This window comes from Paenibacillus shirakamiensis (assembly GCF_017874255.1).
Lineage (GTDB): Bacteria > Bacillota > Bacilli > Paenibacillales > Paenibacillaceae > Fontibacillus > Fontibacillus shirakamiensis.
In genome coordinates this window covers 152,878-174,389 of record NZ_JAGGLD010000006.1, presented here as the reverse complement: position 1 = coordinate 174,389, position 21,512 = coordinate 152,878, and the positions used below count along the sequence as shown (strand labels likewise).

Below are 21,512 nucleotides of genomic sequence, written 5' to 3'. Positions count from 1 at the left end.
TATACCATGCTTCTCCAAATTACAAAAAAGATGACCCCAAACAATATGGGCCACCTTCTATAACATACACGTAATTTTTGGGGAAATTATCCGTTTTTCCGTTGGAATTCAGCCATAAAGTCTACCAATGCTTTTACTGTATCGTAAGGTACCGCGTTGTATATGGAAGCTCTAAGCCCTCCTACACTTCGGTGTCCTTTCAGACCTACAAATCCTTCTTGCTCCGATTCTTTGATAAATTTTTTCTCGATGTCTTCGGAAGACAAACGGAACGTTACATTCATATTAGAACGACTGGACTCCGCTACGCAGCCTCGGAAGAATCCACTGCTCTGATCAATAGCTTGATAAAGAAGGTCTGCTTTCTTTACATTTAAAGCTTCAATACCTGTTAGCCCTCCTTGCTCTTCAATCCATTTCAAGACTTGATTGACCATATAAATGGAAAAAGCAGGTGGAGTGTTATATAGTGAATTGTTTTTGAAATGCGTATCATAGCGTAGCACTGTTGGAATATGCTTCGGTGAATTCTGAAGTAGCTCTTCACGTGCAATCACAACCGTGACACCAGAAGGACCCAGATTTTTCTGCGCTCCTGCATAGATTAGATCAAAGCGATTCACATCAAGTGACCGAGATAAAATATCACTGGACATATCAACAATTAGGGGTGTACTTCCCGTATCTGGAAATTCTTTAAACTGTGTACCTTCAATCGTCTCGTTCGAAGTGACATGAAGGTAAGCAGCATTTTCTGGAATCTGCAACTGATGGAGATCCGGTACGGACATAAATTTATCATCTTCAGATGAAGCGGCAATATACGTCTCACCAATCAGTCTAGCTTCGGCAATCGCTTTGTCTGACCAACTGCCTGTCCGAACATAACCTGCAGTTTTTCCTTCGGTTAAGAAGTTAAGAGGAAGCATGGCGAACTGTGTAGAAGCTCCTCCTGTCAAAAATAGTACTTTGTAACCTACCGGAGCTCCTAGCAAACCTAGCAATCTTTTCTGAGCTTCATCATGCACGGATTCATAGACTGCACCTCGATGTGACATTTCCATAATCGACATGCCTGTACCTTGAAAATCGACAAATTCTGCTTGCGCCCGCTCCAGTACTTCTAATGGAATTGCCGCAGGTCCTGCATTAAAGTTAAAGGCTCTCTTGTTCATGGACTCCCATCCTCTCTCTTAAGCCGAACTAATCATCTGTTGGTTCTTCAGTTACGGATACTATATCAACATTCTCTATAGGCTTCAAGAACATATTCACCCTGTTTGCAGAATTGACACATTAACGCATGATCTGAGTAAAGAATCTAAGTATAAAGCTTCATATTTCCTTAGTTCTCTAATAAAAATAAGGTGTCCTCCAGCCCGTAGGGCCAGAGGACTACCTCATCTATCAAAATTATAAGGGCAATACCTAGGTAGAATTATAGATCGAAATACAAACCGATTTCGTGTGGATGAACGCGCATATTGACCGCTTTGGACTCGCCACGTTTCAATTCCACAAAGTTATTAATGAATTCTTGTGTAAATACGCCGCCCTCTGTTAAGAAGTCTGTGTCTGCAAGAAGAGCATCCAAGGCTTCATCTAATGAACCTGGCACACTGCGAATGTCTTTCTTTTCAGCGTCCGACAACTCATAGATGTTCTTATCGTAAGGGCCGTAGCCTTTTTCATTTGGATCGATTTTGTTCTTAATTCCATCCAGACCAGCAAGAAGCATCGCAGAGAAAGCTAGATAAGGGTTAGCCGTAGAATCTGGCGTACGGAACTCTACGCGGCATCCTTTAGGCGTTACGGCTGCAACTGGAATACGAACAGCTGCTGAACGGTTACCTTTGGAATACACCAAGTTCACCGGAGCTTCATATCCAGGAACAAGACGCTTAAATGAGTTCGTGCTTGGGTTCGTAAATGCAATCAGTGCAGGCGCATGGTGCAAAATCCCGCCAATGTAATGTAGAGCCATTTCACTTAAGTTAGCGTAGCCACCTTTTTCGTAGAACAAAGGTGTATCACCATCAAAAATAGATTGGTGTACATGCATACCACTACCATTATCACCAAACAAAGGTTTTGGCATGAAAGTAGCTGTTTTACCATATTGTTGAGCTGTGTTTTGAACGATATATTTGTAGACCATTAGATTGTCGGCTGTTTTCAATAAGGTATCAAAACGGAAGTTAATCTCCGCTTGACCTGCTGTAGCTACCTCGTGGTGATGACGCTCAATGCGAAGGCCAGCTTCTTCTAGCAAACGACACATTTCACTACGAATATCTTGTTGTTTGTCGGTTGGTCCAACTGGAACGTAGCCACCTTTAACGCGGACTTTAAATCCAAGATTGCCGCCCTCTTCTTCACGCCCTGTATTCCAGCCAGCTTCCTCGGAGTTCACTTCATAGTAAGAGCGATTCATGCTGCTCTCATGACGTACATCATCAAAAATAAAGAATTCAGACTCAGGTGCAAAGAATGCAGTAGTACCCACGCCACTTTGCTTCAGATACTCTTCTGCACGTACTGCGATACTACGCGGGTCACGCTCATAGCGCTCACCATCTGGTGTATAAATATCACATAAGATATTAATGGTTGGATGTGCAGTAAATGGATCCACGAAAAATGAAGTAGGATCTGGCATCATAACCATATCGGACTCTTCAATTCCACGGAAACCTGGAATGGACGAACCATCAAAGGCTACGCCATTAACAAACGTTTCCTCATCCACCTCTTTAGCCGGTAGAGAGATGTGGTGCGCGCGACCGGAAAGGTCTACAAATCGGAAGTCCACCCACTCTATTTGTTTCTCCTCAATAACTTTCAAAAACTGTTGTGCAGACATCGTACTTCCTCCCAATCACGAACATTAACGCATTCCATAGCACTTAACGTTCATACTTTTTATTTTTTCTGTCGTCATTATAATATTTACCTAAACCTTCCGTCAATACTTATGTAAGGTATTTTTATGTGTCATGTTAGGTATTATTACATTTTAAATTCTGATCATACTAGAACAAGCCCATCTGCTGTGCGCAGTGGGCTTGAATAAGCAGCTTTATGTTCAGTTTCTGTTATACCGTAGCAATGGGTGAAGGTGAAGCATTAAATTTCTTGCCAATAATAGGAGCTAACTTCTCCAAATCCTGCAACAAGGAAGCAAACTGATCCGGGAACAAAGACTGAACGCCATCCCCTGTCATAGAGTTATCGGGATCCGTGTGCATTTCAATTATCAAACCATCCGCCCCTGCAGCCACGGAAGCCATTGTCATCGGTACCACAAGCTCACGTCTTCCTGTGCCATGGCTTGGATCTGAAATGACCGGTAAATGACTAAGCTGTTGCAGGACTGGAATGGCCGAGAGGTCTAGCGTATTTCTAGTGTAGGTCTCAAACGTACGGATGCCTCGCTCGCACAGCATAACATCTGGGTTTCCACCAGCTAAAATATATTCCGCCGCGTTCAATAATTCATCATAGGTCGCACTAAAGCCACGCTTGAGCAATACCGGACGTCCGCAGCTACCTAACTTGCGTAACAAATCAAAGTTTTGCATGTTGCGCGTACCAATTTGTAAGATATCTGCATATTCAGCACACACATCTACATATTCCGGAGTCATCACTTCGGTAATTGTAAGCAGTCCATGCTTCTTACCCGCTTCGGCCATCATGACTAAGCCTTCTACTCCGACACCTTGGAAACTATACGGACCTGTGCGCGGCTTGAAAGCCCCTCCGCGTAATACTTGCCCTCCCGCCGCTTTGACCAGGCGAGCAATCTCATCAATTTGTTCTGGAGTTTCGACAGCGCAAGGTCCACCCATTACCACAAGTTCTCCTCCACCAATGGTCACATCACCTAATTTAATTACTGTATTCTCAGGGTGAAAATCACGACTAGCCAGCTTATAGGATTTCGAAATCTTCACGACTTGCTCAACATCCTTCAATTGACGTAGATGTTCAGCTAATAAAGGCTCGATATGACCAATCAAACCAATCACCGTTCGATCATTACCTCGAGATACATGGGTTTGAAGACCTTCTTTTTCAATTACAGCTATAATTTCTTGAACCCGCTCTTCAGGGGTGTGATTTGAAGTTATAACGATCATATATTATCATCCTCTCTTAATAAAAAGCTGCTTCGTACTTAAAAAAATATTTATACAGAATGCTGAAATGTTTGCACAATAACACAACTTATTTACCCACTTGCTTAAACGCTTGTTCGCTTTTAAGCTTTTATTCGCTAAAGTAAATATACAGTACATTTTTGCGTTCGTCAAGCACAGGGAACACCTTCCCAAGAAATTACACTTCTCTCCTAAATAGATGTATAATTATGGAATATTATTCAAATAGATGCGTGAAAGGAGAACCAATGACTATTAAATATTTTGCAGCTCTACTCATAATTATTATGCTCACTGCTTGCGCAAGTCCTGCATCTCCTACTTCACTTCTCGAAGCGCTACATGCAGAAGGACTACAACCCATCCCACTCCATACACAGGCTCAGAATTCACGGGAATCTGATCTTCTAAAGGGCATTTCACCAATCAATTATCAACTGGATAAAGATGAGATTCTTAAGGTATATCACTTCACTTCTGCACAACAACTTGAAAAAGGGCAAGCTGACTTTCAGACTAAGCAGGGACTTCTAAGCTCTCACGCTCCACTTATCTACACTAGTGAAAATGATCTTCTTCTCTATTACAGTGGGAGTAGTAAGTACTCTTACATTCAAACCCCGGCTATAAATGAAACTCAATTCGGTGAATCCTTACAACGTGCTGTACAGGCTTTATCTAATCGATAATGGCACTTAATTTCGACTCCTGTATTTTCATATCATAAATATCATAATAAAAATATAAAAAAACCCTGATTGATGTACCTTGAAGGGTACAGAATCAGGTTTTTTTTATAGTCAACGAGTTCTCATTTAATTCATACTCGTTAAAGCTTCACTTCATTGTCCACTTTTGGACTTTTCACTTTAACAGGCGGAAGGAGCTTCTGCATATTCACAGTACGAACCCTCTCCCATGTCTCTGGACGCTGTGGATCGTATTGTTCTAGGTAGTTAATCACTTCTTTGGTAATGGGTGTAGGTGTTGAAGCACCCGAGGTAACCCCTACCTTCTGTACTCCTTCAAGCCATTCCAATTGGAGCTCAGTGATGTCCGAGATTCGATAAGAAGTTACCCCTGCAATCTCTTCACTTACTTGTGCCAGTCGATTGGAATTATTACTGCGTGGATCTCCTACTACAATTAGCAGATCCGTCTGCCCGGCCTGCTCCGCCACGGCTTCTTGTCGCACTTGAGTAGCCAGACAAATCTCGTTATGAACCTCCGCACCAGGATACTTAGCAATCAGCTTACTAATAATATGCTTGATATCCCACTGACTCATCGTGGTCTGATTGGTAATGATGATTTTATCTGATGATAAATTCAGCTGGTCAATCTCTTCTTCTCTCTCAATGAGATGAACATGATCTGGCGCTATACCGATAGCCCCTTCTGGTTCAGGATGACCTTTTTTGCCAATATAGATGATCTGGTAGCCTTCAGCCGCTTTCTCCTGAATTAGCACATGCGTCTTCGTCACATCTGGACAGGTCGCATCCACGGTAGTAAGACCTTTATCCCGAGCAATTTTGCGAACTTCAGGGGACACGCCATGCGCTGTGAAAATGACGGTTCCCTTCTCCACTTGGCTTAAAATCTCCAGACGATTGGGTCCATCTAATGTAATAATGCCTTCATCTTCAAAAGAGTTCGTGACATGACTGTTATGGACAATCATCCCCAGTATATAAATAGGCCGAGGCAAATCCAGATTTTTGGCTGCTTGACGAGCCAAAACCATGGCATCTACCACCCCGTAACAATATCCACGCGGTGAAATTTTTACGACTTCCATGAGCTAACCCCGCTTTCTTCATTCCCCTTACAAACATCTACATTATACCTTATTGAAGTGGTGTGGGAAAGATGGGGAGCCAGATCACGAACGAAGTCCCTTCATCTTTGCGTGTCATCACTTCAACGGAACCCCCATGTTCATCTATAATCCACTTGGCAATGGAGAGTCCCAGGCCCGTTCCCTGCGTGACGCCTCTAGAAGGATCTGCCCGATAGAAACGTTCGAAGATGTACGGAATGTCCTCTTTATCCATCCCAATTCCCGTATCATGAATTCGAATCCCTACTTGATTTCCGAGCTTCAATGCACTGATCATCACTTTGCCATCCGGCGTATATTTAAATGCATTCTCAATAAAGATAAACAGCATTTGCTGCAGATAATCCTGATTCCCGTCTACATACACTCCATCCAGATCAGACAGGTCCCCTTGCAGCCAAGCTGCATTACGGGGCAAGAACTGCGAACGCCGAATAACATCTTGAACCAAAGGAGGTAAAAAAATCGGCTCTCTGGTAAACGTCTGTCCCGTATCTGCCCGAGCAAGCGATAGCATATCGTTCACAAGTCGGGTCATCCGTTTGGATTCATCCGAAATATCGCTAACTGCTTCGATAGACAGCGTGCGCAGAGTCTCTTCGTCAATTTTAAGTTGACCCTCTGCCTGTTGATTCCAAGCTTTCTTAAGTAAATCTACATTTCCGCGAATGGTCGTAAGTGGCGTTCGCAATTCATGTGAAGCATCGGATACGAACCTGCGCTGCGCTGCATAAGCTTCATCTAGCTCTTTGTAGAAGCTATCCATCCGGGTAAGCATATTATTTACTGTGCCAATCAGCTGACCAATCTCATCATTTGGCCCTTCATAATCTATTCGCACACTCAGATCATTTCCTGTCTGGATTTGATTAGCTGCCTCAATCACTTTACCAATGGGACGCATCGATTTCCGAGCAAGAAATAACCCGAGTGTGGATGCCATGAGAATGGTAATGAAGAATCCCAGCACAAGCATGGTCTTCATTTGATCCAGCAAATGATTCTGCGGGGCCGTATTAACAGCAAGTGTAATCGCACCCACTACCTGATTGTTGGCATCTGGAATCGGCAATTCATATAGTACATAAGAATAACCCTTGGTATCAAGGGACTTAAAGGTCCCTTGCAGATCAAGCTTATTTTGTGCAGGGACCGGTAAAATAATCTGACGTTCAAATAAACTATCGGATCGCTGAATATTGCCCGACAAATAATTGTACAGTTGCCATGAGATCTGTGCATCCCCTAGGCTAATGGTTCGTGTACGATCAAGCCGGAGGGATTGCCCTTGGTTATCAATATATACATCTCGAATGAGTTTGGCTTGCTCTACGATCTTCTTCTTCACTTCCGAATAGATATTATATCTAACCAGACCATAAATGGAAGCACCGAACAAAACCAAGGTCACCGCTAAAATGCAGGTATACCAAACGGTCAGCCGCCACCTTATGGACATATTTAGGAATCCCCTCTCAATATATAACCTGCACCGCGGATGGTCTGAATAATGCGCTTGCCTCCATGCTCTTCTGTCTTTTGCCTAAGCATAGCAATATAGACTTCCAATACATTCGATTCACCACTATAATCATAACCCCAGATCTTGTCCATAATGACATCACGGGTTAAAAGGCGTTTGGGATTCTGCAAAAAGAGATAAAGGAGTTCAAATTCTTTGGCCGTGAGCTCAAGTCTAATTCCACTTCGCAACACTTCTCTAGAATCGTAGTCAAGAACAATATCCTCGAACATTAGACGCTGCGAATCGCCTTCAGATGCCGATTCTTTTCTTCGTAATAAGGCTCTGACTCTTGCCAATAGTTCCTCAAGTGCAAATGGTTTTACCAGATAATCGTCTGCGCCCATATCTAGACCTCTCACCCGGTTCTCCACTTCATCTTTTGCAGTCAGCATCAGTATGGGAACGGTACTTCCCCCTTCACGTAGACGGCGACAAACTTCGAATCCGTCCACCTGAGGCATCATAATATCCAGCACAACTAGATCCGGGTCAGCAGATAACATCATTTGAAGCCCCTCGGCCCCATTATGAGCGGAATATACATCATAACCTTCAAAAGCTAGTCCTCTACGTAACATCGATATTATTTTTTCATCGTCATCTATGATGAGAATTCCTGATCTCATGAACACCGCTCCCTCTTCTTCATAACAAGAAGCGGAAGGGGAGACCCCTGCCGCTTCTGCCACCGCACCCTTATATCGTTCAAATCTACTGCTTACTGAACACTTTTGAAGTCATTTTTGTTGCCTATGGTTACACTTACTTCAATTTTACTGTCATTACGAACCACATTCAATTTGACGGCATCCCCAACTTTATGCGTCTGGATGTATGCAATCAAATCTTCTTTGGTTGCATAGTCCTTCCCATCGGCACCTGTAATAATATCATACGGGCGAAGATCTGCTTTGTAGGCTGGTGATTTGAAGACGATCTCGGAAACGACGGAACCTTCTTTTACATTGGTACCCATTTGTTTGGCTACTTCGTCCGTCAACGTCATGAGAGATGCACCGATAAACGGAACGGCCTTTTGAGGAATCGCTTCATTTTTCTTCAACTTCTCTAGTACTTCTTTGATCGTACTCGTAGGAATCGCAAAGCCAATCCCTTGAGAATTCTCACTAACAGCTACATTGATCCCAATTACTTCACCATTTAGATTAAGTAGAGGTCCCCCTGAGTTACCTGGGTTAATGGAAGCGTCGGTCTGTAACAAATTCTCATACTTTCGATCTTTCTCTCCGTTCTCACCGGCAATCGTAATTTCACGGCCTTTGGAGCTAAGTACCCCTGCCGTAACAGAGTGATCAAAACCTTGTGGGTTACCGATCGCTACAAGCCATTGGCCTACTTTAGTATTATCTGAACTTCCGAGCGAAATCGATGGGAAATTGCTACCTTCTATTTTTAGAACGGCCAAATCCAGATCGTAGCTCGTACCCAGCACCTTGGCTTCATAAGGCTTGTTCGTTCCTTGCACAGTAACCTGAACGACATCTGCATTATGCACTACATGTTCATTCGTAAGAATATAGCCTGTTTTATCAAACACAAATCCTGAACCTAGGCCTGTTGGAACCAACTGATCGGATGATCCTGAACTTCCCGAACCCGAGTTACCTTGGTTATTCTGTCCACCACTACCGTTCCCATAGGTACTACTATCATCTCCACCGAAGAAAAATTGATTAAACGGATCGGTACTATTATTAGTGCTTTGACTTTGTTTGCTTGATTTCACTAACGTCTCAATTTTAACCACAGCTTTTCCTGCGAGATCAACAACGTTACTTACATCATTAGCATTCGTAATCGGAAGAACGGCTTGAGATGTCTTCGAAGATTGATTGGTCTTCTCTGAATCGTTAATCTGCGTGCTAGCTGGAACAGAGCTTACCGCTGCCTGATCAGGTGTGAATAGATTCTCTCGATCTGAGAAAACCATAGCCCCAGTTAGAATGAGCATACCTGCGAGTGCGCCTGCAATCACGGATTTGACCGATGATTTCGGCTTTTTATTATATTGCCAGTTGCCATTACCTTTGTTATTGCCCTGTCCAGAGGAGCCGTTACCATTTCCTTGATCCGCATTAGCGTGCAGCGCGTAAGGAGAGGATAAAGGACGTACAGAGGGCGGAGGTGTAATCTCTACATCCTCGGTGCTTCTATCCGATGAGGGAATTCGGTTCCCTTCTTCATTGTCTTTACCATAAGATTGAAATGGTCCATATGAATAATAATATGATGATCCCGACTCATTGGGTTGCTGCGAATTATTGTCTCGATTGCTATCATCCCCAAAGTTTTGTCCTGGTCTATTCTTTTGATCGTCCATCGTTCATCCTCCTAAATCCCACATCTGTAAGGGATGTATGTTTACTTGTTCTTATTGTGTACTATAAACCTTAAATGTACCTTAAAAACAATTAAAAAGGAGATAAACCTTTGGACAAGCTAGAGTCTATGACATCCAACCTTGGCGATGCGCAAAAATAGCAAGCTGTGTACGGTCCTCCAGCTCACATTTCATTAACAAATTACTTACATGAGTCTTAACGGTCTTGATGCTAATATGTAGTTCTTCACCAATATCTTTATTACTCTTGCCTTCGGCTATGAGCAACAGAACCTCTCTCTCTCGCTCAGTGAGTCCTGAATGGTCTTGTTGTAGTGTTCGTTGACGTAACCCCCGGGTCAGGGCTTGCGAGACATCCGCTGTCATCACCGGCATTCCTCGATAAGCACCTTGTAGAGCATAGATTAACTCTTCTGCGGATACTGTCTTAAGTACATAACTTACGGCACCTGCTTCAATCGCTCTAACCACCAAATCATCTTCTAAAAAACTCGTTAAGATCACAATCTTCATCTGAGGATACTTCAAAAGAACAGCCTCGGAAGCTTCTGCACCATTCATAATAGGCATCATGAGATCCATTAAAATGATGTCCGGCCTGTCACCTTGATCCAAAAGTTCTAACACATGTCTACCATTATGAGCTTCAGCTATGACTTCAAATCTAGAATCAAGCATTAAATAAGTTTTGAGCCCCATCCTCACCATGTCATGATCGTCAGCTATTAATACTTTAATAGTCTCACTGTTCACCTTCGATCTCCCTCTTCTCTTCTTCAAATTTGGGGATATGGACACGAATGGTCGTTCCAGCTCCAAGCTTGCTAATAATTTCGACTTGTCCCCCTAATTTCTCCGCTCTCTCTCGCATTGTGGTTAGTCCATAAGAACCTTGTCGCTGATCCTTAGAAGGATTAAATCCTTGTCCATCATCGCTCACGCTCAATACCACTTGATGCGGATTCTCCCTTAAAGAAAGACTTACCACATTAGCATTCGCATGCTTCACTATATTGGCCATAGCCTCTTGAATCATAAGGAACAATTGGTATTCTTTAGCTTCCGTAAGTTCCCCGTGCAAATCCATCTCCTTGATACCCTTGAGATTATTTTGGCGGCAATAGTCTGGAAACCATGCATCTAAACCCTCAGATAATGTCTTGCCTTCAAGCTCCATCGGCCTTAGCTGAGCAATAAGGGCTCTCATTTGCTTCTGTGCAGCGGTGGACATCTGAATTAGCTGCTGCATAACCTCGTCTGCTCGACTAGGGTTGACTTGAAGCACTTTGGGTAAAGAAGATGCTGCCATGTGAATTGCAAAAAGCTGCTGGCTTACTGTATCATGCAAATCTCTAGCCATGCGGCGCCTTTCTTCAAGCACAACTCGCTCTTCCAACTGGACTTTCTCCGTCACTTCCTGCTCACCTAGCTGCTGAAGAAGTCTCATTTTCTGCTCTACTTCTTCAATCATGTTGTTAAATTCCGAATACACGCCTGCAAATGTCTGATCCGGGGTAGATGGGATACGAACATGGAGGTTGCCTTTGGCTACTTGAAGCATATTAAGATGAAGTAAATCAATCCTTCCCTGGATGCGCTGACCAGTTATATAACCGATAATTACAGTGAACAACACAATGCCTAGTACATAATAGACCCACATGCGTGAGTCCTTCACTTCAATATAACCAGATTCCGATCCAACATAGAGAGCCACTGCAGTCATACTGCCGGTTAGCAAAAAATAAAGAAGCAGCTCCCACTTTGTGTTTTTAAGCAAACGTAATACGACCATTATCAGCCCACCATATTGACACGCACATCACCAATGAAGATACTAACCACCAATTTGACTTTACGGCCAGCTTCATTGTAATTGGGTGTACTCGATTGAACTTTACTTAGGAATCCTCCTTGTTTATCGTTGAGAATTTTCATATCCCCTACAAAAGAATTAGAAGAGACCGTAATCCCGATATCCATGTCTTCCGGCATGAACACTTTCACATCTCCAATGAAAGCAGAGACATGAATCACAGTCTCACCATATGGAATTTGAGCTTTCGTTAGATCAATAATAGTGTCCCCTATAAAATGAGATATGTTAGAGGGTTTAAGCTGAAAATAGTCTTTTCCTAAATGAACATCGCCTATAAAGCCTGCGGTATTCGCCATATCTTGATGATCGAATGTAGCATGCTGCCTGTTAGCAGATGAATACGTAGAAGTCTGGGGCTCTTGTTGTATTGGCTCTTGTTGTATTGGCTCCTGCTGTCTAGACTCTAAGTGACTGAATGCTTCATCAAGTGAAGATGTCATCTCCGGATGGAACATATGTTGTGGTGGATGAGGCGGCGTTGGAGGTTGTATATTTCTTTCTTTTCTTCTAGCCTGGTGCCGTCTACGCGTTCTTCGAGGCTTAAATAATACATAAAGTCCACCTACAATCAAGGCCGCGGGACCAAAAAATCTAAAGAACTCAGAGGGATTCACGTCAATGAAGTCTAAATTTCTTCCAAGGAAATAAAACCCGAGTACAATTAAAACGAGGCCGCCAAAAGAACTGGAACCATATTTCCCCCCAAGCTGTGAACCTCCCGCTAAAATTAGAAAAACAGGCCAATATGTACGAATTAATTCTCCAATACTAACGCTAGCATATCCTAATTGATTCAGAAGAAAGAGGACTCCAAGTCCTATAAGAACAAATCCACCCACATATCTCTTATTAAAATTATTGTTCATTTAAAACTCCTCCAAACGATGTATACTTCCTCTATATGTCCCAAGTGTACACGATTCACAAAAGTAACAACAGCGGCGGAGGATTGAACTCTTCTCGGTCTAGAGATGTACTCTAATTTTGGTAAACAAGGTTTGTACAAAAAACTGCCCCAACTTTAAAAGTTGGGACAGCTTTTAATTGAACTATTTACTTTGGTTATTCGTAGAAGCGTTTGATTTACGGCCACCTTGTGTAGGTTGGCTTTCTTCAGCAAACTCAGCGTTATACTTCTCGTTCGGTGTCTTGTAGTTATCTTGGACTTTTTGTCCTTCTTGATTGTTCTTCGGCATTAGTTCTCACCTCCTTGTGCTTTCTGCGGGGAGGTATCTCGTGCCCCGTGTATAGTATGGATTTCTGCACATTATTTATACATGCAAAAAGAGCTTGTATCCGAAAAGGGGATAGCAAGCTCTTTTATATAGATGATCAAATTGTTTTGTCCCAAACGTCTAGGGGTATTTCCTTATTCACTTGCATGACTTGTCCGAGTTCTTGTAACATCGATTCCGTCAATTTACCTTGACCTCGTTTGACGACTTGCACGGTAACCTTCTTTTTTCCCCACTCTTTATACACTTGCTTAATTGTAGAAAAATAGAGGTCTATTTTTTGTCCCTTGATTGCAGATCCTTTGTCCGCTACGACCCCGTAACCATAGCCTGGAATATACAAAATAGTCCCTAATGGAAACACCTTCAAGTCCGCAGCAATGGTGGATACCGTCTGCTTATCTCTTCGCACCTTCACACCTGAGTAAGTAATTCCGTAAGAAGGATGGTTCTTATTCTTCCCTGTGGATTCATAACCTGCGGTGTAGCCCGTTGCCATAACAGAGACCGCGCGAATAACTCGTGTACGGCTAGGTGCAGTAACATGAGTATTGGGTTTCTCTAATAAATTTTGGTTGAACGGTTTCTTCGGTTGATGCGCACCTGGCTCCCAATAAGCTAGAAGTGGAGACGGAAGTAAAGTCGTGAGTTTTGTTTTAGCTGGTATGGTAACGTGCTGAGGTTTTTTATTAGGGTCTTTAGGATGCTGTTTATTAAACTTATCTGTATATTCATAAGCTCTGTCTATGATCATAGTTAACAATGATGCAGGTCTCTCTTCTAATCCAGCTGCATCTATTGGTGCGGCGGTTAGTCCCAGACTAAGATAGATGAACACTGTAAGTGTAATCGTCCATCGCTGCCAATTATTAAAATAGCGCATATAGAAAACCTCCCCCTTATCCGAAGGTTCTCCACATGCGCCGCATTATATACTAAATGACGTGATTTTTAATTTCATCCTGCAGTAGAGCAATGGTTTCTTGTAGAGATTTGGCTCCCAAGTCGCCTTCAGCACGTTTACGAATAGATACGGAACCGCTACTCTTCTCGTTCTCTCCGATGATGAACATGTAAGGCGATTTCTCCAACTGCGCTTCACGAATTTTATAGCCCAATTTCTCATTGCGGAGATCTGCCTCAACTCGAATGCCCGCAGCTTGCAATTGCTCTACAACTTCTCGAGCATAGTCATCAAATGCCGTAGATACCGGAATTACTTTAGCCTGTACAGGGGACAACCACAGCGGAAGAGATCCTGCAAAATTCTCTAACAGGAATGCTGTCATCCGTTCCATGGTACTGATAATGCCGCGGTGAATGACCACCGGACGGTGTTTTAATCCGTCGTCGCCTACATACTCCAGTTCAAACCGCTCTGGCAAAAGGAAGTCCAGCTGTACGGTAGAAAGTGTCTCTTCTTTTCCAAGGGCAGTCTTGATTTGTACATCCAGCTTTGGTCCGTAGAATGCTGCTTCGCCGTCAGCTTCAAAGAACGGAATGTCCAGCGATTCCACAACTTCACGCAGCATCGTTTGAGACATTTCCCACATCTCATCGTTCTGGAAGTACTTCTCCGTATCTTCTGGGTCGCGATAAGACAGGCGGAAGCGATAGTCACGAATGCCGAAATCTTCATATACATGCTGAATAAGTCGAATAACGCGTGCGAACTCTTCCTTAATCTGATCGGGACGACAGAAAATATGGGCATCATTTAGTGTCATAGCTCGTACACGATGTAGCCCTGTTAAGGCGCCGGACATTTCATAACGATGCATCGTTCCAAGTTCTGCAATACGTATTGGAAGATCCCGGTACGAACGCATATCACTCTTATAGACCATCATATGGTGTGGACAGTTCATCGGACGAAGCACCAATTCTTCATTATCCAGCACCATTTTAGGGAACATATCCTCTTGGTAATGCTCCCAGTGACCGGAAGTCTTATACAATTCTACATTTCCCATAATAGGGGTGTAGACGTGCTGATATCCAAGACGTTCTTCCAGGTCAACAATATAACGCTCCAAAGTACGACGAAGCTTAGCCCCATTTGGAAGCCAAATCGGCAGACCTTGTCCTACAAGGTTAGAGAAGGTGAAGATTTTCAGCTCTTTACCCAGTTTACGGTGATCGCGTTTTTTCGCTTCTTCTAATAGGTGTAGATAATTATCCAGTTCGGCTTTCTTGACAAAAGCTGTACCGTAGATCCGCTGTAGCATTTTGTTCTTACTGTTCCCGCGCCAGTAGGCACCAGCCACACTAAGTAATTTGAATACTTTAATCTTGCCTGTGGAAGGGACATGAGGACCCCGGCAAAGGTCAAAGAATTCCCCTTGATCATATATAGTGATGATGCTATCTTCTGGCAAGTCACGAATTAGTTCCACTTTGTAAGGATCTTCTAACTTCTCAAAAATCTCCAACGCTTCTTGACGGCTCACTTCGCGGCGAGTAATGGGCAAATTCTCCCCAATAATTCGCTCCATCTCCTTTTCAATCTTCTGGAGATCTTCAGGATTCAGTGCATGTTCCAAATCCATATCATAATAGAAACCATCTTCAATGACTGGCCCAATTCCTAGCTTCACTTCTTGATTACCAAAAAGGCGCTTCACAGCTTGAGCAAGTAAATGTGCGGAACTATGGCGCATCATCTCAAGCCCGTCGGCTGAATCGAGGGTTATAATCTCAATTTTAGCCCCTTCTTCAAGCTTCGTACTTAAGTCAACGACCTGTCCGTTTAACTTACCACCCACAGCATTTTTACGAAGTCCACTGCTAATGGACGCTGCAACGTCTTCGAACGTGCTGCCCTCTGCATATTCGCGTACAGAACCATCTGGTAAAGAAATAGATACTGCCATGTAATGTCACACCCCTACTAATTAATTTTGGATACGAATCTAAAACGAACGCAACAAAAAAACACCCATCCCCGGAAAGGGACGAGTGTTATACCCGTGGTTCCACCCTAATTTGACTGTACTTTGCCGAATGTGCAACGTATAGTCCTTCATTAAGCATCTTCTAACGGAGATGTGTCCGGCGGTTCTTACTTACATTAACTAGCCGAATCGACCAGCAGGTTCAGAAACGCAGCTACAAAGGGGTAAATCTAGATTGAATCCGGAGGAAATCTCAGCCATGGTTCCTCTCTCTGAAGCGGTTCATTATCATAAATTGTTATCTTTGTCCGAGCTATTCATTTACATTTGATTTTACTTATTCATTGAACATTAAATCTCTTGCTATTATATCCCTGCCCTACTGCCAGCGTCAAGAAGTGTATAAGAAATTCCCTGATATGAAGTCATTTCTTGCTTCATTGGTGATGACCATGGTTGCGTTCCCCATTCAGATATAATCGACACTCCGGGCAGTAACCACACATTTCGATTTTGTCTCCAAAAATCTGCCTAATCGTTGAAATCATTTGTATATCTGGATCCCGGGTATGAATCACAATTTTTTTCGGAGACAAGGTGATTAAAGAACTGACGATCACATCTTCCAATTCTAAATCGTGGTCTGTCATCCGAGCAATGACCCCTTCTACTCGGGAGGCATCAATAGGTGTACCCATATCATCAATTATTGTGAATTCTCCGCCCCCTTTATGCATAAGGTGGACAATAGGGATCTGAGTCTCTTGAAAATGCACAAAATATTGCAGCAATGTGATAAATTCTTCATACTGCTTGTCGAGAATATATTCTTCAACAGCAAAATCAATAGTCTCACGAATTTTATCTAAATATTCCTTCATCCGAAAAGAGAGGAAGCCCTCGACATGAATTATTGCATATTCTTCAATAAAGTTGCGAAACTGTGAGGCCAATTGTTTCACGCGTCGTTGCCTGTTCTCGGAACCTTCTTCCTCAGAACTTAGCAACCTTATACAGGTGTTCTCAATTGAAGTTCGCTTAATGGTATCCGCTACATCATATTCTTTGGAAATAAGCCGTTTGATTATGTCTACTTCTTTCTCTTCGATGACATACTCCGCCAGAGCATGGGAAACCTTTTCTCGAGTAGCGATAGAACGCTTGGCAAAGCCATAAGAAGTCTCATCCCCCTCGAAGATAACCCGTGCAATCCCTTCCTCACTATTATAGCGAAGCCCAAAACCAGATTTATCTCTATATAAACCCTTCACTTTCCGGCGAATATGGCGATAAAACCGTTCTGCTTCCCCTTTACTGCCAGCGGTTGCCGTAACAATTAAAAAATCCATGCTCTCGCCCCTTTCCCTTTCCTCCTCAAAGTATATGGTGAGAAGGAAAAGGATATACGGGGCGGTTCATGGAAATGATGGGAGTACGCTAATCATACGAAAACTTTAATAGCTGAATATATTACGTCTTTATGTAAGCTACATTATCAGGTCAATCCATAGGATCTGATCTTCAGTTAAACTAGTGTTACTCCTCGGTCTTGTGTTATTCCGGATAATCCGCCAATCTTAGTAAATCTGGTCTTAGCCATTTATTACTTGGTTAGAAGCTCTTTTTTTACCACCTATTCTAGCGGGTACTTGCCAAGCTGTGATCATAGCTAACGCTACAAAAATGATTGTTTTGTTCCCAACAATTTCAGCGAAATTTTCTTTGAAGACGCTAAATGTACTGCTTCTCCATATGTCCGCCATTTCGCCACCAGCCATGAATACGAATGATATGTAAAGTCTCCTTTATTATCACATCGAAAAAACCCTTAAGCTATGAAGTAAGAATTCATAACGTAAGGGCTCCCAAATTTAGATTTTATTATCCGTTTAGTATTATAATTACAGGTCCTAGTTCTGCATCACAAAGTCATTCTCAATTGTATCGTTCGTTCCGTCGAACACGCGTAGTGTCTCATAACGGGTATTCCGCTGTGCAGGAATTTTACCAGCCTCACGAATCAGTTCAAGAATAGAATGGATATTGACTTTGTGGGTAGCGCCAGCAGAAGAGACCACATTTTCTTCAATCATCGTGCTACCAAAGTCATTACAGCCATACTCTAACGACAATTTTCCAACCTCAGGCCCCATCGTTACCCATGAAGATTGGAAATTCTTAATGTTATCAAAGAAGATCCGGCTAATTGCAACGGTCTTTAGATATTCCTCAGGCGTCTGACGATCTAACTTCAAATTTGTATTGTCGGGTTGGAAGGTCCACGGAATAAAGGCCAAAAATCCTTCGGAATCATAGCCGTTCTGAATGCACTCATCCTGTGCCTCTCGTACACGTAACAAGTGAAGGGCACGCTCTTCCATCGTCTCCCCTAAGCCGATAACCATCGTTGCAGTCGTATTCATTCCGATACGATGAGCTGTCTTCATTACATCCATCCAGTCTGTCCATGAACCTTTGAGACGACTGATCTTCCGGCGAGTACGGTCATCTAAAATTTCCGCCCCTCCACCTGGCAAAGAGTCCAGTCCAGCTTCATGAATCTGACGTACAACTTCTTCTAAACTTAGTCCATTGGACACTTCTTTCATCTTCTGAATCTCAGCCGGGGAGAAGGAGTGCATCGTAATCTCTGGGAAACGTTGCTTAATAGCCTTAAGCAGGTCCGTATAGTAGCTGAAAGGAAGGTTAGGATTCGTCCCCCCTTGCATCAAGATTTCCGTACCACTTACATCTATAGTCTCCTGAATTTTCTGGAAAATCGTCTCGTCTGGAAGTACATATCCTTCGTCAGAACCCGGTCTACGGTAAAATGCACAGAAACGGCAATATACGTCACACACATTCGTATAGTTGATGTTCCTTCCTACAACAAACGTCGTAATTGGGTCCGGGTGGAACCTCTTCATGATAATATTCGCCGTATGACCAATTTTCTCTACTTCATTAGATTCAAATAATTGAATGGCATCCTCCAGTGTGAGGCGCTCACCTTGTACTGCTTTATTAAGAATTGAGTCTATCATAGTTAGACCTCCTGCAATGAATAATATGAATCTGTACACTTCACTTCTAGCAAAAGGAAAAGTCGGCGATTAGCTGTATAAACTTTCACAAAGAGAGCTGTAGCGGCTTTTCTCATTTAATCATCGTATCACACTCCGCACATAAAAACAGCACCCGCGTTGAGAAACGGATGCTGTACATTATTTCAAAATAAATTTTAAGTTATCCTAAGATTTACTATGATTCAGTGCTTGCTCTAAATCTGCAATTAAGTCATCGATGTCTTCGAGTCCCACAGAGAATCGGAGTAATCCGTCGGTAATTCCCCGCTCCTGGCGAACTTCCGCAGGCATGGACGCATGCGACATCATCGGAGGGTAAGATAAGATACTTTCTACAGCACCAAGACTCACCGCTACAATCGGGAGTTTCACTTGATTCAGCAGTTTTTTCGCTCGATCTGCGCTTCCTACATCAAAGGATACTACGGCTCCAAAGCCTGTCGATTGTCTTTCTTGAACTTCACGACCCGGATGATTAGATAGCCCTGGATAGTATACGGATGGAACATCTTCACGAGAATCAAGCCATGCGGCTAATTTCCTTGCACTGATCTCGCTATGAGCCATGCGAGCACCGAGTGTCTTCATCCCGCGTATTAGAAGCCAAGAATCCTGTGCGCCTAACACTGTACCCAGTCCGTTTTGCAAATATTTAAGCTGTTGTCCGAGTTCTGTCGTTGCGGCTACCGCTAGGCCTGCTAATACATCACTGTGACCTCCCAAAAACTTCGTCGCACTGTGCAGAACAATATCTACACCCAGCTCAATTGGACGTTGATAGTAGGGCGTCATGAAGGTATTATCCACAATGCTAATAAGTCCATTGTCCTTAGCCCAAGTAGCGATAGCGTAAATGTCGGTGATTTTAAGCGTAGGGTTGGAAGGCGTCTCCATATATACCGCTTTGGTATTCGGCTGAATCGCAGCCTTTACCGCATCAAGCTGGGTCATATCTACAAAGGTTGTCTCAATTTGAAGACGATTTAAAATTGTAGTGAGCAGTCGATAAGTGCCTCCATACACATCTTCTGTCACAATGACATGATCTCCGGAAGACAACAACATGAATGTTGTAGAAATGGCGGCCATTCCCGTGGAAAATGCGAGACCTCTTGCTCCCCCTTCGAGAACAGCAATGTAATCCTCTAAGGCTTGCCGCGTAGGATTACCTGAACGGCTATAGTCATGAACTGGAGGATTGTAAATATCATGATGGTGGAACGTAGAGGCCTGATAGATAGGCACACTCGCTGCTCCCGTATGCGCATCCACTTCTGAGCCAAAATGTATGAGCTTCGTATCTAAAGCATGCTCTCTCTTATTACTCATTAATGCTCTCCTCCTTCGATTTCCACTCTTGCGTTCTCGAGTGCTTGATTCAGGTCGGAAATAAGATCGTCGACATGCTCAATGCCTACTGAGAAACGTAGTAACCGATCATCTACGCCTACAGCTTCCCTGATTTCTAATGGAATATCGGCATGAGTCTGAACGGTCGGATAGGTCATTAAGGATTCCACACCACCTAAGCTCTCTGCAAAAGCAATTAATTTTAAATGACGCAGAATAGGTTCTACAAGACGAGCATCTTTTACTTTGAATGAAAAGATACCGGTGTTCCCGCTAGATTGACGATTCTGAATTTCGTACCCCGGATGATCCGGCAGTCCTGGATGAAATACTTGCGCAATTTGGGCATGCTGCTGTAAGTGCTTAGCGATGGTGATTGAATTGCTTTCATGACGATCCATCCGCAGCGCAAGTGTCTTCATCCCTCTCATGAGCTGATAAGAGTCTGTTGGTCCTAATACAGCCCCGATAGAGTTATGAAGGAAAGCTATCTCTTCCGATAGCTCCTGCCCCTTTGTGATGATTAGTCCTGCTAGTACGTCGTTATGTCCACCCAAGTACTTGGATGCACTATGTACAACAATATCTGCACCTAGTTCCAAAGGTCGCTGGAAATAAGGAGTCAGTAGAGTATTATCTACCACCGTCAAAATGTTATGTGATTTGGCCCATGTACACACAGCCTGAATATCTGTGACCATCATCAACGGATTGGTAGGCGTCTCGATAAGCAGAGCTTTTGTATTAGACTGGCGTACCTGTTCCAAAGCCTCTAAATCGTTCGTATCTACATAGGATGCGGTTACACCATATTTAGAAAGAATCCGTTCAATCAGACGATACGTTCCTCCGTATAGATCAAGCGATACAATTAAATGATCCCCTTGCGAAAATAACGTGAAAACCGTCTGAAGCGCAGCCATACCTGAGCTACAGGCAAACCCCGCATCACCCGACTCCAATACGGCTGCCGCATCTTCTAGTACCTTACGAGTAGGACTCTTTGTACGTGAGTAATCAAACCCTGTACTCTGCCCAAGCCGTGGATGACGAAATGCGGTTGCTTGATAAATCGGGTACGTTACTGCTCCTGTCACTGGCTCCTCAACCGAACCCATCTGTGCAAGCTTGCTCTCTATACGTAGATCTTTGTCTGTCATGATTTGGCCTCCTGA

19 protein-coding genes are annotated in these 21,512 nt (G+C 43.2%); 1 reads left to right on the top strand and 18 read right to left on the bottom strand.

Going from position 1 to position 21,512, the window contains the following annotated elements:
- Window positions 1-86: 86 nt before the first annotated feature.
- The 3 genes from serC to aroF form a co-directional block, all read right to left on the bottom strand.
- Window positions 87-1,175, bottom strand: coding sequence for a 3-phosphoserine/phosphohydroxythreonine transaminase (serC, locus tag J2Z69_RS15930; RefSeq protein WP_209864808.1), 1,089 nt, complete (start codon window positions 1,173-1,175; stop codon window positions 87-89).
- A 263-nt stretch (window positions 1,176-1,438) separates the two neighbouring features.
- Entirely contained in the window at window positions 1,439-2,863 is a 1,425-nt protein-coding gene (gene glnA / locus J2Z69_RS15925; RefSeq protein WP_209864806.1) for a type I glutamate--ammonia ligase, read from the bottom strand.
- Window positions 2,864-3,095: 232 nt separating this feature from the next.
- Complete coding sequence (gene aroF / locus J2Z69_RS15920; RefSeq protein ID WP_209864804.1) at window positions 3,096-4,142, bottom strand: 3-deoxy-7-phosphoheptulonate synthase; 1,047 nt, start codon at window positions 4,140-4,142, stop codon at window positions 3,096-3,098.
- Between the two features lie 269 nt (window positions 4,143-4,411).
- Here aroF and J2Z69_RS15915 point away from each other — a divergent pair, with 269 nt between their 5' ends.
- On the top strand, window positions 4,412-4,852 hold the full coding sequence (locus J2Z69_RS15915) for a hypothetical protein (RefSeq protein WP_209864801.1): 441 nt from the start codon (window positions 4,412-4,414) through the stop codon (window positions 4,850-4,852).
- Between the two features lie 140 nt (window positions 4,853-4,992).
- On the opposite strand, the gene J2Z69_RS15910 is transcribed toward J2Z69_RS15915, so the two are convergent.
- The 15 genes from J2Z69_RS15910 to J2Z69_RS15840 all read right to left on the bottom strand — a co-directional run bounded on the left by J2Z69_RS15910 (window position 4,993) and on the right by J2Z69_RS15840 (window position 21,497).
- Window positions 4,993-5,964: a 4-hydroxy-3-methylbut-2-enyl diphosphate reductase gene (locus J2Z69_RS15910; protein WP_209864798.1), complete on the bottom strand. Its 972-nt coding sequence runs from the start codon at window positions 5,962-5,964 to the stop codon at window positions 4,993-4,995.
- A 49-nt stretch (window positions 5,965-6,013) separates the two neighbouring features.
- Window positions 6,014-7,465, bottom strand: coding sequence for a HAMP domain-containing sensor histidine kinase (locus J2Z69_RS15905; RefSeq protein ID WP_209864795.1), 1,452 nt, complete (start codon window positions 7,463-7,465; stop codon window positions 6,014-6,016).
- Window positions 7,466-7,467: 2 nt separating this feature from the next.
- Entirely contained in the window at window positions 7,468-8,157 is a 690-nt protein-coding gene (locus tag J2Z69_RS15900; protein ID WP_209864792.1) for a response regulator transcription factor, read from the bottom strand.
- A 92-nt stretch (window positions 8,158-8,249) separates the two neighbouring features.
- Complete coding sequence (locus J2Z69_RS15895; protein WP_209864790.1) at window positions 8,250-9,872, bottom strand: S1C family serine protease; 1,623 nt, start codon at window positions 9,870-9,872, stop codon at window positions 8,250-8,252.
- Between the two features lie 126 nt (window positions 9,873-9,998).
- Window positions 9,999-10,646 carry a response regulator gene (locus J2Z69_RS15890; RefSeq protein WP_425355018.1) on the bottom strand — a complete coding sequence of 216 codons (648 nt, stop codon included), beginning with the start codon at window positions 10,644-10,646 and terminating at the stop codon, window positions 9,999-10,001.
- A complete protein-coding gene (locus J2Z69_RS15885) occupies window positions 10,636-11,688 on the bottom strand; it encodes a sensor histidine kinase (RefSeq protein WP_209864788.1) in 1,053 nt (350 codons plus the stop codon). Before J2Z69_RS15885 ends, J2Z69_RS15890 begins: the two co-directional genes overlap by 11 nt.
- A gap of 2 nt (window positions 11,689-11,690) precedes the next feature.
- The gene (gene liaF, locus J2Z69_RS15880; protein ID WP_209864785.1) at window positions 11,691-12,638 is read right to left on the bottom strand and encodes a cell wall-active antibiotics response protein LiaF; all 948 of its coding nucleotides are present in this window, start codon (window positions 12,636-12,638) and stop codon (window positions 11,691-11,693) included.
- Between the two features lie 183 nt (window positions 12,639-12,821).
- On the bottom strand, window positions 12,822-12,968 hold the full coding sequence (locus J2Z69_RS15875) for a hypothetical protein (RefSeq protein ID WP_209864782.1): 147 nt from the start codon (window positions 12,966-12,968) through the stop codon (window positions 12,822-12,824).
- A gap of 136 nt (window positions 12,969-13,104) precedes the next feature.
- Window positions 13,105-13,674, bottom strand: a complete 570-nt coding sequence (locus J2Z69_RS19330; protein WP_425355021.1) for a 3D domain-containing protein — start codon at window positions 13,672-13,674, stop codon at window positions 13,105-13,107.
- Between the two features lie 268 nt (window positions 13,675-13,942).
- Window positions 13,943-15,880 carry a threonine--tRNA ligase gene (thrS, locus tag J2Z69_RS15865; RefSeq protein WP_209864779.1) on the bottom strand — a complete coding sequence of 646 codons (1,938 nt, stop codon included), beginning with the start codon at window positions 15,878-15,880 and terminating at the stop codon, window positions 13,943-13,945.
- Between the two features lie 458 nt (window positions 15,881-16,338).
- On the bottom strand, window positions 16,339-17,250 hold the full coding sequence (ytxC, locus tag J2Z69_RS15860; protein WP_209864776.1) for a putative sporulation protein YtxC: 912 nt from the start codon (window positions 17,248-17,250) through the stop codon (window positions 16,339-16,341).
- A gap of 243 nt (window positions 17,251-17,493) precedes the next feature.
- Window positions 17,494-17,679, bottom strand: coding sequence for a hypothetical protein (locus tag J2Z69_RS15855; RefSeq protein ID WP_209864773.1), 186 nt, complete (start codon window positions 17,677-17,679; stop codon window positions 17,494-17,496).
- Window positions 17,680-17,811: 132 nt separating this feature from the next.
- The gene (gene mqnC / locus J2Z69_RS15850; protein ID WP_209864771.1) at window positions 17,812-18,945 is read right to left on the bottom strand and encodes a cyclic dehypoxanthinyl futalosine synthase; all 1,134 of its coding nucleotides are present in this window, start codon (window positions 18,943-18,945) and stop codon (window positions 17,812-17,814) included.
- Between the two features lie 207 nt (window positions 18,946-19,152).
- Window positions 19,153-20,316 (bottom strand): aminotransferase class V-fold PLP-dependent enzyme, encoded by a 1,164-nt coding sequence (locus J2Z69_RS15845; protein WP_209864768.1) that lies wholly within the window; start codon window positions 20,314-20,316, stop codon window positions 19,153-19,155.
- Window positions 20,316-21,497, bottom strand: a complete 1,182-nt coding sequence (locus J2Z69_RS15840; protein ID WP_209864765.1) for an aminotransferase class I/II-fold pyridoxal phosphate-dependent enzyme — start codon at window positions 21,495-21,497, stop codon at window positions 20,316-20,318. The genes J2Z69_RS15845 and J2Z69_RS15840 overlap by 1 nt, the downstream gene beginning before the upstream one ends.
- Between the last annotated feature and the right edge of the window lie 15 nt (window positions 21,498-21,512).